Origin of the sequence: Peribacillus sp. FSL E2-0159 (genome assembly GCF_038643155.1) — a bacterium.
Classification (GTDB): Bacteria; Bacillota; Bacilli; order Bacillales; family DSM-1321; genus Peribacillus; species Peribacillus simplex.
The window spans coordinates 1,803,446-1,818,356 of record NZ_CP152053.1 but is presented as its reverse complement, the minus strand read 5'-3'; the positions used below and the strand labels follow the sequence as shown (position 1 = coordinate 1,818,356).

14 protein-coding genes are annotated in these 14,911 nt (G+C 41.6%); all 14 read right to left on the bottom strand.

What is annotated here, in order from left to right:
* Positions 1–15 precede the first annotated feature (15 nt).
* Positions 16–1,242 (bottom strand): aspartate kinase, encoded by a 1,227-nt coding sequence (dapG, locus tag NYE63_RS09055; RefSeq protein WP_342604866.1) that lies wholly within the window; start codon positions 1,240–1,242, stop codon positions 16–18.
* 96 nt (positions 1,243–1,338) lie between these two features.
* On the bottom strand, positions 1,339–2,394 hold the full coding sequence (gene asd / locus NYE63_RS09050; protein WP_063231826.1) for an aspartate-semialdehyde dehydrogenase: 1,056 nt from the start codon (positions 2,392–2,394) through the stop codon (positions 1,339–1,341).
* Between the two features lie 212 nt (positions 2,395–2,606).
* Entirely contained in the window at positions 2,607–3,209 is a 603-nt protein-coding gene (locus NYE63_RS09045; protein ID WP_034313581.1) for a dipicolinate synthase subunit B, read from the bottom strand.
* A complete protein-coding gene (gene dpaA, locus NYE63_RS09040; protein WP_342605714.1) occupies positions 3,206–4,108 on the bottom strand; it encodes a dipicolinic acid synthetase subunit A in 903 nt (300 codons plus the stop codon). Before dpaA ends, NYE63_RS09045 begins: the two co-directional genes overlap by 4 nt.
* A gap of 226 nt (positions 4,109–4,334) precedes the next feature.
* Positions 4,335–4,604 (bottom strand): YlmC/YmxH family sporulation protein, encoded by a 270-nt coding sequence (locus NYE63_RS09035; protein WP_342604865.1) that lies wholly within the window; start codon positions 4,602–4,604, stop codon positions 4,335–4,337.
* 161 nt (positions 4,605–4,765) lie between these two features.
* Positions 4,766–5,992 carry a pitrilysin family protein gene (locus tag NYE63_RS09030; protein WP_342604864.1) on the bottom strand — a complete coding sequence of 409 codons (1,227 nt, stop codon included), beginning with the start codon at positions 5,990–5,992 and terminating at the stop codon, positions 4,766–4,768.
* A 46-nt stretch (positions 5,993–6,038) separates the two neighbouring features.
* Positions 6,039–6,998: a polysaccharide deacetylase family protein gene (locus NYE63_RS09025; protein ID WP_342604863.1), complete on the bottom strand. Its 960-nt coding sequence runs from the start codon at positions 6,996–6,998 to the stop codon at positions 6,039–6,041.
* 158 nt (positions 6,999–7,156) lie between these two features.
* Positions 7,157–9,274 carry a polyribonucleotide nucleotidyltransferase gene (gene pnp, locus NYE63_RS09020; protein WP_342604862.1) on the bottom strand — a complete coding sequence of 706 codons (2,118 nt, stop codon included), beginning with the start codon at positions 9,272–9,274 and terminating at the stop codon, positions 7,157–7,159.
* 319 nt (positions 9,275–9,593) lie between these two features.
* Positions 9,594–9,863, bottom strand: a complete 270-nt coding sequence (rpsO, locus tag NYE63_RS09015) for a 30S ribosomal protein S15 (protein WP_053345367.1) — start codon at positions 9,861–9,863, stop codon at positions 9,594–9,596.
* 135 nt (positions 9,864–9,998) lie between these two features.
* Positions 9,999–10,949: a bifunctional riboflavin kinase/FAD synthetase gene (ribF, locus tag NYE63_RS09010; protein ID WP_342604861.1), complete on the bottom strand. Its 951-nt coding sequence runs from the start codon at positions 10,947–10,949 to the stop codon at positions 9,999–10,001.
* A gap of 33 nt (positions 10,950–10,982) precedes the next feature.
* Positions 10,983–11,903: a tRNA pseudouridine(55) synthase TruB gene (gene truB / locus NYE63_RS09005; RefSeq protein WP_342604860.1), complete on the bottom strand. Its 921-nt coding sequence runs from the start codon at positions 11,901–11,903 to the stop codon at positions 10,983–10,985.
* Positions 11,904–12,072: 169 nt separating this feature from the next.
* Positions 12,073–12,441 carry a 30S ribosome-binding factor RbfA gene (gene rbfA / locus NYE63_RS09000; protein WP_034313607.1) on the bottom strand — a complete coding sequence of 123 codons (369 nt, stop codon included), beginning with the start codon at positions 12,439–12,441 and terminating at the stop codon, positions 12,073–12,075.
* A gap of 17 nt (positions 12,442–12,458) precedes the next feature.
* Positions 12,459–12,740 carry a DUF503 domain-containing protein gene (locus NYE63_RS08995; RefSeq protein ID WP_057913375.1) on the bottom strand — a complete coding sequence of 94 codons (282 nt, stop codon included), beginning with the start codon at positions 12,738–12,740 and terminating at the stop codon, positions 12,459–12,461.
* Complete coding sequence (gene infB, locus NYE63_RS08990; protein WP_342604859.1) at positions 12,737–14,893, bottom strand: translation initiation factor IF-2; 2,157 nt, start codon at positions 14,891–14,893, stop codon at positions 12,737–12,739. Before infB ends, NYE63_RS08995 begins: the two co-directional genes overlap by 4 nt.
* Positions 14,894–14,911 lie beyond the last annotated feature (18 nt).

Genomic DNA, 14,911 nt, shown 5'->3' with positions numbered 1-14,911 from the left:
TTAAAAGCCCTATGATTAATGTAATTCACTTTCATGCAATTGAAATGCATAGTGCAGGGAATTAACAGCTTCTATTAAATCTTCTTCTTTTACGAGTACCCAAATTGTCGTATGACTGTCCGCCGACTGGAGAATGGCAATTTCCTTTTCGGAAAGCGCTGTAACAATCTTCGCTGCAACGCCCGGCACTCCGTTGATGCCTGCACCAACAACTGAAACCTTGGCACAGTTCCGCTCTATGACCGGTTCATGACCAAGCTCGGACAAAATCGAGAGGGCAAGTTCTGTCATCTCTTCCGAAACGGTATAAACTACGCCACTAGGATATATATTTATAAAGTCCACTGAAATGGAGGCATTGGCCATTGCTTTGAAAACTTCTGCCTGTAGATTATATTGATCTTTTTTCGCACGGACCTTGATTTGAGTGATCTTTGGAACATGGGCAATCCCGGTTACGAGCCTTTCACGTATGTCACTGCCCTGGCTTCCCTTGTTCAAGCTTGTAACAAGTGTCCCCAAACCGTCGCTGTATGTTGACCTTATCCGAATCGGGACTTTTGCCTGCATCGCAATTTCAACGGCTCTCGGATGAATGACTTTCGCCCCTTGATAAGCCATGTTGCAAACTTCTGTATATGAAACGATTGATAATGGACGAGCTTGATCGGCAATACGTGGATCTGCCGTCATGATTCCTTCCACATCCGTAAAAATATCGACCCGTTCAGCTTGCAATGCGGCACCTAGTGCAGCAGCTGAAGTATCACTTCCACCACGGCCGATGGTCGTGATGTCCCCGTTTTTAGCAGCTCCCTGGAAACCTGCTACAACGACGACATCCTTCACTTCAAGTTCTTTCATGAGACGATCGCATTTCATTTCGATTATTTTCGCACTTGAATAGTCGGTATTCGTCAAGAATCCCGCTTGAGCTCCAGTATAAGCGACCGCATCAATACCATTTTCCAAGAGCATGTTCGTAAATACGACAGATGATATGGTTTCTCCTACTGACATAAGTAAATCCTGTTCTCGTTTTGAAAGGCTGGCTTTCGCTCCATTTACTAGGGAAAGTAAGGTATCCGTTGCATAAGGATCACCTTTTCTTCCCATTGCTGAAACCACAACCACCACTTTATAGCCTTCTTTAATCGCATTTTCAATATGTCCCTTGGCAAATGAACGGCTTGCCTCATCTCGAACGGATGTCCCTCCGTATTTCTGGACAATAATTTTCATAATATGCACCCCAAATATAAGCCAGCTTCCCGATCCGGGAAGCTGACAAAAACTCTCTATCCTATTGGAAATTAATTTTCTGTCGAGTTCAAATTCTTACTTAACGGTAACCAAACCTAATTTCAAAAGGCTTTCAGCAATTTGAACGGAATTCCAAGCTGCTCCTTTTAATAGATTATCGGAAACCACCCATAAATGGAAGCCTTTATCTTCATCCAAATCTTTGCGAATTCGACCGACGAATACATCATTCTTGCCGACGGATGAAGCAGGAGTTGGGTAAACTTGTTGTTCCGGTTCGTCTTCTAACACAATTCCAGGTGCCGTTCTCATTAAATCTTTGATTTGAGAAGCCGCTATGCCTTCTTTTTCAACTTCAATGTATACAGATTCCGAATGACCTGTTACAACAGGAAGCCTTACGCAAGTTGCAGCTACTGGAAGGTCTTGCATATGCATGATTTTCTTTGTTTCATTAATCATTTTCATCTCTTCGAATGTGTACCCGTTATCTTGGAATTTATCGATTTGGGGAATGACGTTAAATGCGATTTGATAATGCTTTTCGTCCCCTTTTACCGGTAAAATTTTCGGTTCTATTTCTTTTTCATCAAGCAAGTCGCGAGCTTGTTCCTTTAATTCATTTATCGCTGCAGCACCTGCACCTGAAACAGCCTGGTAGGTAGAAACAACAATTTTTGATAAGCCATAAGTCTGGCGGATAGGCTCTAATGCAACAACCATTTGGATAGTTGAACAATTCGGATTTGCAATGATCCCATTATGCTGTTTCAAGTCTTCTTCATTTACTTCAGGAACGACTAGCGGCACATTTTCATCCATGCGGAAAGCGCTCGTATTATCCACTACTATCGCACCGCGTTTCACTGCTTCTGGAGCCAATTCCTTAGACACGCTTCCTCCAGCACTGAATAAAGCGATATCGATGCCTTCAAAGCTTTCAGGTTTTGCTTCCTGCACTTCGATTTCTTCGCCCTTAAACGTAAGTTTGATTCCTGCGGAACGAGCCGATGATAAAAAGATGATATTCTTAATCGGTAAGTCCCTTTGTTCGAGTGTTGAAATCATTTGTTGTCCTACTGCTCCAGTTGCTCCCACAACTGCAATACGCAATCCCTGTGTCTCAGTCATTTATACATACTCCTTTTCTATCTCTTAAATTAGTTATTTGTTGGATTTATTACTTCTTGTTCAGAATATCATTTATTTTATCACATTAACATTCCAAAGGGTCGCACTTTAACAAAATATTCTGGTAGTGGAGTGGTTTTTTATAACTTCAACCTACAAATTTATGCATATATGTCAGTCGTTACAAAGCTAGATCCGTGACAGAAACTTGTTCAGGCTAAATCATCCTTGAACCTTTCGACGATGACAGGTTGAATCTGTTCCCTTTCCAGTGCCGATATGATCGTATCCCTTATCATGCTCATCCTTGCAACCATGGAACTTGGTTTGCCTGTAGGATTATCCTGGCCATATGGAACAAAGTAAATATCTTTTGCTGCCATCAGCCTCATTAGATTGACACCATTTAACCCAAGTGCATCATTTGTTGATATCGCGACCACGACTGGACGATGATTTCTCATCGTCGCTTTTGCAGCCATAAGTACAGGTGAATCGGTAAGAGCATTTGCCATTTTACTCATTGAGTTACCCGTTAAAGGAGCGATCACCATACAATCAAGTGGCAATTTAGGTCCTAATGGCTCTGCTTTGACGATTGTATCAACGACATGATTCCCCGTCAATTTTTCTATTCTTTCGACCCAGTCCTCGCCCTTTCCAAAACGGGTTTCCGTGTTTTGTACTGTCGATGTTACGATTGGAATGACTTCCGCCCCTTCATTTACAAGTTTCTCTATTTCCGGAAACACTTCATCATATGTGCAATGTGATCCTGTTAATCCGAAACCAATCCGTTTCCCTTTGAGACTCATATTATTTTCCCCTTCCTTTTCAAGAACTCGTCTTGAATCAATAGTCCCAGTGCATTCGCTAATATCTGACCAGCTGTTTTCGGGGCAACTATACCCGGCAAGCTCGGTGCCAACAGCGCCTTAATTCCCCTTTTTTCAGCGTAACGAAAATCCGTCCCCCCCGGTTTTGAAGCAAGGTCGATGATTAATGTATGAACGGGCATATTAGCTATAACTTTTGCTGTAATTATCGGAAAAGGAATCGTATTGATACATATATCAACATTTTTCATTTCTGCAGCAAGATCATTTAAATGAAAAGGGGTTAATGCCATTTCACTGATCCTCGCAATATCTTCACTTTTTCTTGCCCCCACCTTTACTTTTGCTCCAAGTGCCTGGAATGACCGGGCTACACTCATACCAACCCTTCCCAGCCCGAGAACGGCTACATTCGATCCATGGATAGTAAAATCCGTATGTTGAATGGCCATCATGATTGCACCTTCAACAGTGGGAATCGAATTATAAATAGCCACATCATCACGTTCGAACAATAGAACGAGTTTGCGATCCACTTTCTTGAATATCTCATCCAGGTAATCGTTACTGATTCCTGCATAAAAAATGCAATGTGCCGGGGTGTTTTTTATCATTTCTTCAGTCAAAACAACCTCTTCACTGGAAAAGATCGTTTCTACTTTCCCATCTGAATCCGTGCCCCGGACAGGTAAAATAACTGAATCTAATTCCATGAAATTTATATCTTCCATTTTTTCCTTAACTGCGCCGGTAAAAGCATGGTCGAGCTGTTCAAAACCTACCAATAATAGCTTTGCATCAAGCTCCGTCAGTTTACGGACAACTTCCAGCTGACGCGCATCTCCACCAATTACAGCGATTTGCATGCCTGTGAGCATTAAAACCGTCACCTTCTTTATATAAAAGATCCTAAACATTCCTTGCCTCATGATACAATTCCTTCAGGAAGCAATTCGGTTTTTGCTACATTCTCTAGTTACCCTGCCATCTTATGTTTTCACTTAAAAAACGGTGATAAGAAAAGAAAAAACGCCCTAGCTATTGCAGCTAAGGCGTTTCGAGAGTGCATTTCGAAAAGTTCCAATGAGTATGGTGCGAGCGTCATTAACCGTCCATATGCTCTCCGTCTTTAAGTGAAAGTCCTTCCTGAAAATCAATGATGACCATATCCGCACCGATTTTTTTTATATGGTCCCATGGCACTCTTATTTCACTGCCATTCCTTATAAAGCCGAACCATTTAACAGATGGGATGATCAACGAGGTAATTTGTCCAGTTTCATCTATTTCCAAATCCGTCTGACCAAGGATTCCTAATCTTTCCGCCCTATTCACATCGACTATTTCCTTACCGCTCAATTCGCTCAACCTCAATTTTGGTTCCCCCTTTTTTCGCCTTCTATTCAATCTATATCCGAAAAAGGTAAACTTAGAAGGAATTTATCCAAATATTGTCCAATACACTGGACCCTCCCGCATTCAAAGAAAAAAGCCTGACCTCCCCATTAAAAAAAGAGGTGCAGACTTGTTCGTTATTATTTGTCCCAGTTCTCTAACGGGCTCACTAATGACAAGGAATGTTCCGTAAAGATCTGGTTTGCCAATTCATTGACGGTATCCTCTGTCACCGCGTCAATCTTAATGATGATATCATCAAGGGAACGGTGCTCACCCAACATCAGCTCATTTTTTCCGTTCCGACTCATGCGGCTATTCGTGCTTTCAAGGCTGAGCATCAAGCTTCCTTTAAGTTGCTCTTTACTATTTCGTAATTCCTTTTCCGTAATGCCATCCCTTTTTAAAGTATCCAGTGTTTCCTGAATGGTTTCATACAGGCTGTCAAGCTGATTTGTGCCTGTCCCCCCATATACTGTCACCATACCGCTATCTTGATAGCTGGAATGATAGGAATAAACGGAATAGGCAAGGCCGCGTTGCTCCCTGACGTCCTGGAATAGGCGGCTACTCATGCTTCCTCCAAGAATATTATTCAAGGTAATCAGGCTGTATGTTTTATCATTACCGATTTCCAAACCTTTGTAACCAAGGCATAAGTGGGCTTGTTCCGTATCTTTTTTACGGGTGATCCTATTTTCATGGAAGGAAGGTTTGACCAATTCAAGACGTTCTTCCCCTCCTTGATACGAGCCAAAGTAGTTTTCGACTTCCTGAATCAATTTTTCATCCACATTCCCAGCAATGGACACTACTACTTTATCGGGTGTATACATATCATGGACGTATTTTTTTAATGTATCACTATTGAACGTTTCAAGCGTATTTTCCGTCCCAAGTATAGGATAGCCAAGGGGGTGATTTTCATATACCGCCTTGCTTAAGAGGTCATGGACAATGTCATCGGGTGTGTCTTCGTACATTTTGATTTCTTCGTAGACGACATTTTTTTCTTTTTTCAATTCTTCCCCATCAAATGTTGAGTTGAAGAACATATCAGCAAGGATTTCAAGCGCATAGCTTGCATGGTTATCCATTACTTTTGCATAATAGCATGTATATTCTTTTGAAGTGAATGCATTCACCTGTCCCCCAATACTATCGAACGACTCGGCAATTTCACGCGCATTTCTCGTAGTTGTTCCTTTGAAGAACATATGCTCCAGGAAATGTGAAACCCCATTCAATTCTGGTGTTTCATTTCTTGAACCTGTTTTGATCCATACTCCAATTGCTGCTGAGCGTACAGTTGGAATATTTTCCAATACAATTCTAACTCCATTTTGACACGTGTATTTCTTAATCAACTAACATTCCTCCCAATCATTCTATGCTGCTATCGTTACCAATACATTATGGATTCGATCGCTCTTCATCTACTGCTTCCGAAACGGTAACTACATCTAAGTCTTTCTTTTTTATTTCAATTATTAACGTTTCCAATGATTTTGCAGTGGATTCCGTCGGATGCATCAATATAAATGCTCCTGGGTGTACCTTAGAAAGCACTCTTTGTTGAAGGACTTCAGGGCTTGGCTTTTGCCAGTCGATCGTATCCACACTCCACATGGCTGTCTCCATACCCAAAGAATCCGCGATTTTCACCGTTTCATCCCGGTAGCTTCCACTTGGTGGGGCGAACCATTTCATTTTCAAACCTGTCACCGCTTCAATGACTTCGTTCGTTTTTCTAATTTCCTCACGTGTAGCTTGTGCGGATATGTTTTTCATATCGGGATGTGAATAAGAATGATTTCCAATTTCATGTCCGCCACCCTTAATCATCTTGGCCAAATCAGGATTTTTCTTGGTCCAATTCCCTTCAAGGAAAAAAGTGGCCTTGACATTATTCTTTTTTAACACGGCCAACATATCTTGTAAGTACTCATTCCCCCAGGCCACATTGATTAAAAATGAAACCACTGGCTTTTCGGGGTGGGCCCGGTAAATCGGAGCCGGATCCAGATCCTCCATATGTATCTTTGCAGGTACCTGCTGAAACACCAGCTTATCCTTATCGAACACACCCTCCTTCTTCATGGCTTTATACGAATCATCAATATTTACCTTCAGGCCGTTATATGCAGGAACGGTTTTCCAAACAGAATCTATTCGTGCGTCCTGTGGTGCAATCTCATATTTTTTTGTTGATTCTTTTATTTGTAAAAGAAGCTCGTCTTCTTGCTTCATTGAAGCAACTGAATCATTGGTTAATTGGGTCAAATAAATTTGTGTATATGGATTTTGCACTAATAACCATGATATACCTGCAATGGCACTTATCGCAACTATCTGCTTCCATTTATTATTCATTTTTTACGCCCCCTTCATACCAAAATGTATGAAGAAAACGGACAAGGTAGAACATGACATCCTTTTAACGCCATTCACACTATGGATATTCCAATAATTTTTAAACAAAAAAAGCATGCAGATTCACAAGGAATCGCATGCCGGATTTTCATTTTCCATTACGATTGAGAAGGGTTGGCTGCCTCTTTTTGCTCTTTCAAGACTGCTTTACGGGAAAGGTTTACCCTTCCTTGCTTATCAATCTCAGTAACTTTGACCAATATTTCATCGCCAAGTGAAACAACATCTTCCACTTTTCCGACTCTTTCTTCAGCCAGTTCGGAAATATGTACCAAACCGTCTTTACCATTGAAGATTTCAACGAAGGCACCGAACTTTTCGATACGTTTAACTTTACCTAAGTATAGTTCGCCGACTACGACTTCACGTACGATATCTTCGATGATTTTCTTCGCTTTTTGAATCATCGGTTCATCAGTAGAAGATATGAATACCGTTCCATCTTGTTCGATGTCGATTTTCACGCCAGTTTCTTCAATGATTTTGTTGATATGTTTTCCGCTAGGTCCAATGACGTCACGGATCTTATCCGGATTTATGGACATTGTAACGATTTTTGGAGCATATTTTGATAACTGCTCACGCGGTTGATTGATTGTTGATATCATTGATTCCAAAATATGCATCCTGCCATGTTTGGCTTGAAGTAAAGCTTCTTCAAGAATTTCTCTTGAAAGACCCTCAATCTTAATATCCATTTGTAGGGCAGTAACACCTTTTGAAGTCCCTGCGACTTTAAAGTCCATGTCTCCCAGATGATCTTCCATACCTTGAATATCCGTTAAGATCGTATAGTGCTCACCTGTTTTGACAAGACCCATAGCTATACCGGCAACTGGAGCTTTCAATGGAACACCGGCATCCATCATTGCCAAAGTGCTTGCACAGATACTTGCTTGTGATGTTGAACCGTTTGATTCAAGCACTTCAGAAACAAGTCTGATTGTATATGGGAAGTCTTTATCGTTTGGAATGACAGGCTCCAATGCTCTTTCACCAAGTGCACCATGACCGATTTCACGACGTCCTGCCCCACGGATAGGGCCAGTTTCACCAACACTGAAATGCGGGAAATTATAGTGATGCATAAAACGTTTTGACTCTTCGGTTCCAAGTCCGTCCAGAATCTGCACATCACCAAGTGCACCTAATGTACAGATGGATAGCGCTTGGGTTTGTCCGCGCGTGAACAAACCGGAACCATGTGTACGGGGCAGAATGGTAACTTCTGATGATAATGGTCTGATTTCGTCTGGATTACGGCCATCCGGACGCACTTTTTCTTCCGTGATTAAACGGCGGACTTCGGATTTGACCAATTTATTCAGGATTTCTTTGATTTGCTTTAATTTTTCTTCATCAGTTTCTTCTTCATAATGAACCAATACACGATCTTTTACTTCTTTGATCGCGTCTTCACGAGCATGTTTTTCCTGAACTTGTACAGCTTTGTTCAAGTCTGCTCCACATAGGCCTTTCACTTCTGCTTCCAGTTCAGCATCCACTTGATATAAAGTGACCTGCATTTTTTCCTTGCCGATTTCAGCAACGATTTTCTCTTGGAATGCAATGATCTTCTTGATTTCATCATGTCCAAACATGATTGCTTCAAGCATGGTTTCCTCTGGTACTTCATTTGCTCCTGCTTCAACCATGTTGATAGCATCTTTAGTGCCGGCAACCGTCAGATTGATGTCACTTTGAGCTAGTTGGTCAACAGTAGGGTTAATAATGAATTCATTATTGATTCTCCCCACTACAACACCAGCAATTGGACCTTCGAACGGTATATCGGAAACTGAAAGTGCAAGGGAAGAACCCAGCATAGCTGCCATTTCCGTAGAGCAATCTTGATCGACACTCATGACCATGCTGATGATCTGAACATCGTTCCTGAAGCCATCGGCGAAAAGCGGACGGATTGGACGATCAATTAAACGGCTTGCAAGAATGGCCCTTTCACTCGGCCGTCCTTCACGTTTGATGAAGCCTCCCGGAATTTTACCGACTGCATAAAGTCTTTCTTCGTAGTTGACTGTCAAAGGGAAGAAGTCGACATTTCTTGGTTCCTTCGAAGCTGTTGCTGTACTTAATACGGCAGTTTCTCCATAACGGACTAAAACTGCCCCGTTTGCTTGTTTGGCCAATTGCCCTATCTCTACCGTTACATTACGGCCGGCCCAGTCAAATGAATACGTATGTTTTTCCTGTCCCATTTATTAAACCCCTCTCTGAATCTTCACTTAGAGGCTTAGTTTACCTAAACCTGTATTGGATTAAATCATTTATATGTGAAAGTAACTGAACTCAAGTTAAAACCAAACTATTCCTATTATGCACGAAAAAAACAAGCATTAACAGTAAAATGAATAAAAATTTCATTCATTTGATTATGTATATCCTGATCATCTATAAATGGAAAAGGACCCGGCTCCTGCCGAGTCCCAAGGACGAAGGCTCAGCCTTATGTAGAATACGTCCAAATCATTTGATTAACATCAAAAAAGCGGGAAATTTCCCGCCTTCCTGAAAAAATTATCTACGTAGACCTAATTTGTTAATTAGTGTACGGTAACGAGTAACGTCTTTGTTACGTAGGTAAGTTAAAAGATTACGACGTTTACCTACCATTTTAAGAAGACCGCGACGTGAATGGTGGTCTTTTTTGTGTGTGCGTAAGTGACCGTTCAAGTTGTTGATTTCTTCTGTTAATACTGCGATTTGAACTTCTGGAGACCCAGTGTCAGTATCGTGAGTTCTGAACTCAGCGATAAGTTCGTTTTTGCGTACTTGTGTAATTGCCATGTTATTATTCCTCCTAAAATTCTGTAAAATCACCTATTACCGAGCCAGCGTCGGAGTCTCGACTAGCCAAGCAATGGTTATTTTCATACATACAATAGAATACATGTTTTTCATTAAAATTGCAAGTCTTGTCTTTTATGCTTCAAGCTTTGCAAAATAGGCGATTGCATTTTGCTTATCCGTTTCGATCTGAGCGACCAATGCTTCAAGCCCGGAAAATTTCTGCTCACTCCGAAGTCTTGTATGCCATTCAACCGAAACCTGCCTGCCATATATATCTCCCGAGAACTCCAAGGCATGAACCTCTACACTGGGATATTTGGGTTTTTCCTCGTGGAACGTAGGTTTGTAACCGACATTGCAAACTCCATTATACCATGTACCGCTTATTTTGATCCTGACGGCATATACGCCTGCAGCAGGGAAGATATAATCGTCACTTACTTCAATATTAGCGGTGGGGAATCCCAACTTCCTGCCCCGTTTTTCACCGTGAATGACATGACCTTTCGTTAAATAGCGTCGTCCAGCCAAATGATAAAAGTCGGAAAAGTTACCATTACCGAGAGTTTCCCTGATTCTCGTCGAGCTAACCTTTTCATCTTCAAGTGTCTGTTTTGCAACGACTGTCTGCGAAAATCTGCCCTGTGCGTAAACAGGCAAATCTTCCATCGTTCCTTGACCATAGCGACCGTATGAATAATCAAAGCCTGCAACTACGTGACGGACATTCAGCCCGGCAATGTACTCGTCAACGAACCGTTCCGGCAGTACCGAAGCGAATTCCTTGCTGAAATGGACAATGAATAAATAATCTATCTCCATCGACTCTATGATATCCACCTTATCTTCAAGTGGAGTGATATAGCGGATATTTTCCGTTTTCCTACCCAGTACTGCAGAAGGATGCGGGTCAAATGTCATGACTGCTGACTTAAGATTCATTTCATCGGCTTTTTGCTTGGCTGTTTGAATAACAATCTGATGACCTTTATGTATACCATCAAAAAATCCAAGCGCCATTACAAGCTCGGGAAAATCATCCGAATTAAATTGATGAGGATGCTCTATTGCGATCACTTTCACCTTTCAATCTCCTCTTTCCGGCGGTAAAACAGTCTATAATTCTTGTGCCAATACTTTTACAGGTTTAATTAATCCCTCTTTTGTCGGATGTACTTGATAAATGGCAATGGCCTTATCTGTTGGGTCGACCATCACAAAAGGCTTCCCTTTTTCAACAACAACATCCTTTGTTTGTTCCAATACCGCACCGTTAAGTACTTTCTTTGCTACTTTATCACTAATCTGAAATTTGGGCAAATGAAATAATCCCCGCTCCAAAGGCAACAGAAATTCATCCGATTGTCCACTTTCCATGAACTCTTCCACTTCAGAAAATGTGAAACAGTCCTCCTGCTTAAAACCTGCTGATTCAATGCGAGTCAAATCAGACATATGGGCAGGATACCCCAGTTCTTCACCCATCATGACTGCAAGCGTCCGAATATATGTTCCTTTGCTGCATTTGACGCGAAAACGAAAAGAAATGGTTTCCCCTTTAAATTCAGAACGATCATCGAGAAGGGTAATATCATAGATGGTGACCTCCCTTGTCGGCCTCTCGACTTCCACCCCTGCACGGGCATATTCATATAACTTTTTCCCGTTTACCTTTACCGCTGAAAACATCGGCGGCGTCTGTTCGATTTTTCCAGTCAATGATTCCAGCACTTCCAGAATCCGTTTACGCTGAATCACTTGATCAATCTTTTTCTCTTCCACTTTTTCACCGCTTGCGTCTTCAGTTGTCGTTGAAAAACCAAGGGTCACTTCCCCTTCATACGCTTTACCGGCTTCTGTCAAATATTCGGCTACCTTAGTTGCCCTGCCAATGCAAATAGGTAAAACCCCTGTTACATCAGGATCTAAAGTACCTGTGTGCCCAACCTTTTTTGTCTTTAAAATCTTTCTTAATTTAAAAACACAATCATGGGATGTCAACCCCTTGGGTTTCCATAATGGAAGAATACCGTTCACGCTTTCACCTCATCATTTATAAAACACCTTAAACTACTATCATAAAGCAAAATGAATTCCAATTCCGAAAGGTGTTTTTCGCTATTTTACATATTCAGTTTTCAAAAAAAAGAGACCGACTTCAAGAAGTGCAAAGCACTTATTGAGTCGGCCTCCTTTTACTGCTTGCTTATTCCTCGTCTTTTTCAGCCGGTTTATCCTCTGAATTGATTTGGGAAATTAATGACTCGATACGATTACCATAATCGACCGATTCATCAAATTCAAAAAACAGCTCAGGTGTTTTGCGCAGGCGGATTCGCTGCCCAATTTCTGAACGCATGAATCCTTTCGCCTTAGCTAGACCTTGAAGGGTTTTCTCCCTTTGTTCCTGGTCACCCAAAACGGAAATATAAACTGTTGCCTGCTGTAAATCGCCTGTAACCGCGACATCCGTCACTGTAACAAATCCGATTCTTGGATCTTTAATTTTTCGGCCGATAATTTCACTCAGCTCTTTTTTCATTTGTTCGCCAACACGATTTGAACGAAGGCTCATAATATCACCTCGATAGCCTAAAGCCAGTCTATATCTGTTATTGTTCGCTCTAGTTCCGGAAAAGAATCTAGAAATTTAAGGGCATTTTGAAGTTCCCGTTCAGTAGCCTTCCTTGAGGATGTTACGGTTACGATAGTAATCTTTGTCCGCTGCCATAAATCCTGAAAATCGGTCTCTGCTACAGAAATATTGAACTTCTGCTTAAGCCGTGTCATGACTCGCTGAAGCACGGCCCTTTTTTCTTTCAAAGAATGGGTGTCATGGATGATGCATTCACATTGGACAGAGCCAACGATCATTTACGTTCGATCTCTTCCATTACATACGCTTCAATTACATCGCCTTCTTTAAGGTCGTTGTAATTTTTAATCGTAATACCGCACTCATAGTTCGTTGCCACTTCTTTTACATCATCTTTAAAACGTTTCAATGCATCAATTTCACCTTCGTAAATGACGACACCTTCACGAATTAAGCGAATTCCGCTATCACGTGTAATTTTTCCTTCTGTAACGTAAGAACCGGCAATCGTACCTACCTTAGATACTTTGAAAGTCGTACGAACTTCAGCCTGACCGATAATTTTTTCTTCGAATTCAGGGTCAAGCATCCCTTTCATAGCCGACTCGATCTCTTCGATCGCTTTATAGATGATGCGGTGAAGGCGGACATCAACATTTTCTGATTCAGCTGCACGCTTCGCATTCACGTCAGGACGGACGTTAAATCCGATGACGATTGCATTCGAAGCTGTAGCAAGGATGATGTCAGACTCTGTAATGGCACCGACGCCAGTGTGTATGATTTTCACTTTAGCGCCTTCCACTTCTATTTTATTCAGGGAAGCGGCTACTGCTTCCGCAGAACCTTGAACATCAGCTTTTAAAATGATGTTTAATTCTTTAATTTCCCCTTCTTTCATTTGCTCGAACAATGTATCTAGGGTTACACGGGATTTTTCATTACGTTGTGAAGCAAGTTGTCTCTGTGCACGCACTTCCCCAACTTGACGGGCCGTTTTCTCATCTTCAAAGACGATGAAACGATCGCCGGCCTGTGGCACTTCGTTCAATCCAGTGATTTCAACCGGTGTTGAAGGACCTGCATCCTTAACACGGCGTCCAAGATCGTTAACCATCGCACGAACACGTCCGAATGTATTACCGATAACAATCGGATCACCGATTTTCAACGTTCCATTTTGAACAAGCAAAGTGGCAACCGATCCGCGGCCTTTATCCAAACGTGCTTCGATAACCGTTCCATTTGCTTTACGAGATGGATTCGCTTTATACTCCTCCACTTCACTTACAAGAAGAATCATTTCAAGCAAGCTATCGATACCCTCACCGTTTTTAGCTGAAATTGGTACGAAAATTGTGTCTCCGCCCCATGCTTCAGAAACTAAACCATGTTCTGTCAATTCTTGCATGACACGGTCCGGATTGGCAGCTTCTTTATCCATCTTATTGACAGCGACGATAATTGGAACTTCTGCCGCTTTAGCATGGTTGATCGCTTCAATCGTTTGAGGCATTACGCCATCATCCGCAGCGACGACAAGAATGGTGATATCGGTAACTTGTGCACCACGGGCACGCATTGTTGTAAACGCAGCATGTCCTGGTGTATCCAGGAATGTTATTTTCTTATCGTTAACTTTAACTTGATAAGCACCGATATGCTGAGTGATTCCGCCCGCTTCTCCTTCAGTAACTTTTGTATGGCGTATAGAATCAAGCAATGTCGTTTTACCATGGTCAACGTGCCCCATGATCGTCACGACAGCCGGACGTTCAATCAAATCTTCAGAAGCGTCCTCAGTGACAAGTGATTCAAGGTCTGTTAGGTCGACACGAATCTCTTCTTCAGCCACTACACCGTATTCCGCACAAATCAATTCAATTGCATCTTTATCCAAAGTTTGGTTGATCGTTGCCATAACACCAAGCATAAAGAGCTTTTTAATGATTTCAGAAGGTTCACGGTGAAGTTTTTTTCCAAGTTCCATAACCGTCAAAGACTCATAAAACGTAATTTTCTCAGGAAGTTCTCTTTCTTTACGTTTTGTAACAGGTGCCTGAGGCGCTTGTTGTCTTTGTTTATTATTTTTATTCTTGTTATTGCGACCCTTGTTGAACTGACCTGTTGGTTTTTTCGTCCCTACAGGTTTAACTGGTGGTTTCTTCTTCAGTTTTTCTTTATTGACTGTGCTCTTTTCATCCGCTTCAGCTTCGTACTTTGCGACCGTAGCGTTAGCTTTTGGTTCAGCAGCTTGGCTTTTATCTTCGTTTTTAGGTTTGATTGAATCGTTTAATTTATTTACAGTTGAATCGTCTAATGCTGTCATATGGTTTGTTACCTCTATATTCATTTCTTTAAGTTTATTTATTACATCCTTGCTTGAAACGTTCTTCTGTTTTGCATATTCATATACACGCAATTTTGTCATACGTTCACCCCCGTAAAA

What these genes read in the sequence shown, in the direction of transcription:
- pnp (WP_342604862.1), bottom strand. Translation starts at nt 9,274, where the DNA reads ATGGGACAGGAAAAACATACGTATTCATTTGACTGGGCCGGCCGTAAT.
- dpaA (WP_342605714.1), bottom strand. Translation starts at nt 4,108, where the DNA reads ATGCTCACAGGCATGCAAATCGCTGTAATTGGTGGAGATGCGCGTCAG.
- NYE63_RS09025 (WP_342604863.1), bottom strand. Translation starts at nt 6,998, where the DNA reads ATGAATAATAAATGGAAGCAGATAGTTGCGATAAGTGCCATTGCAGGT.
- dapG (WP_342604866.1), bottom strand. Translation starts at nt 1,242, where the DNA reads ATGAAAATTATTGTCCAGAAATACGGAGGGACATCCGTTCGAGATGAG.
- infB (WP_342604859.1), bottom strand. Translation starts at nt 14,893, where the DNA reads ATGACAAAATTGCGTGTATATGAATATGCAAAACAGAAGAACGTTTCA.
- rpsO (WP_053345367.1), bottom strand. Translation starts at nt 9,863, where the DNA reads ATGGCAATTACACAAGTACGCAAAAACGAACTTATCGCTGAGTTCAGA.
- NYE63_RS09045 (WP_034313581.1), bottom strand. Translation starts at nt 3,209, where the DNA reads ATGAGTCTCAAAGGGAAACGGATTGGTTTCGGATTAACAGGATCACAT.
- NYE63_RS08995 (WP_057913375.1), bottom strand. Translation starts at nt 12,740, where the DNA reads ATGATCGTTGGCTCTGTCCAATGTGAATGCATCATCCATGACACCCAT.
- asd (WP_063231826.1), bottom strand. Translation starts at nt 2,394, where the DNA reads ATGACTGAGACACAGGGATTGCGTATTGCAGTTGTGGGAGCAACTGGA.
- rbfA (WP_034313607.1), bottom strand. Translation starts at nt 12,441, where the DNA reads ATGAGCCTTCGTTCAAATCGTGTTGGCGAACAAATGAAAAAAGAGCTG.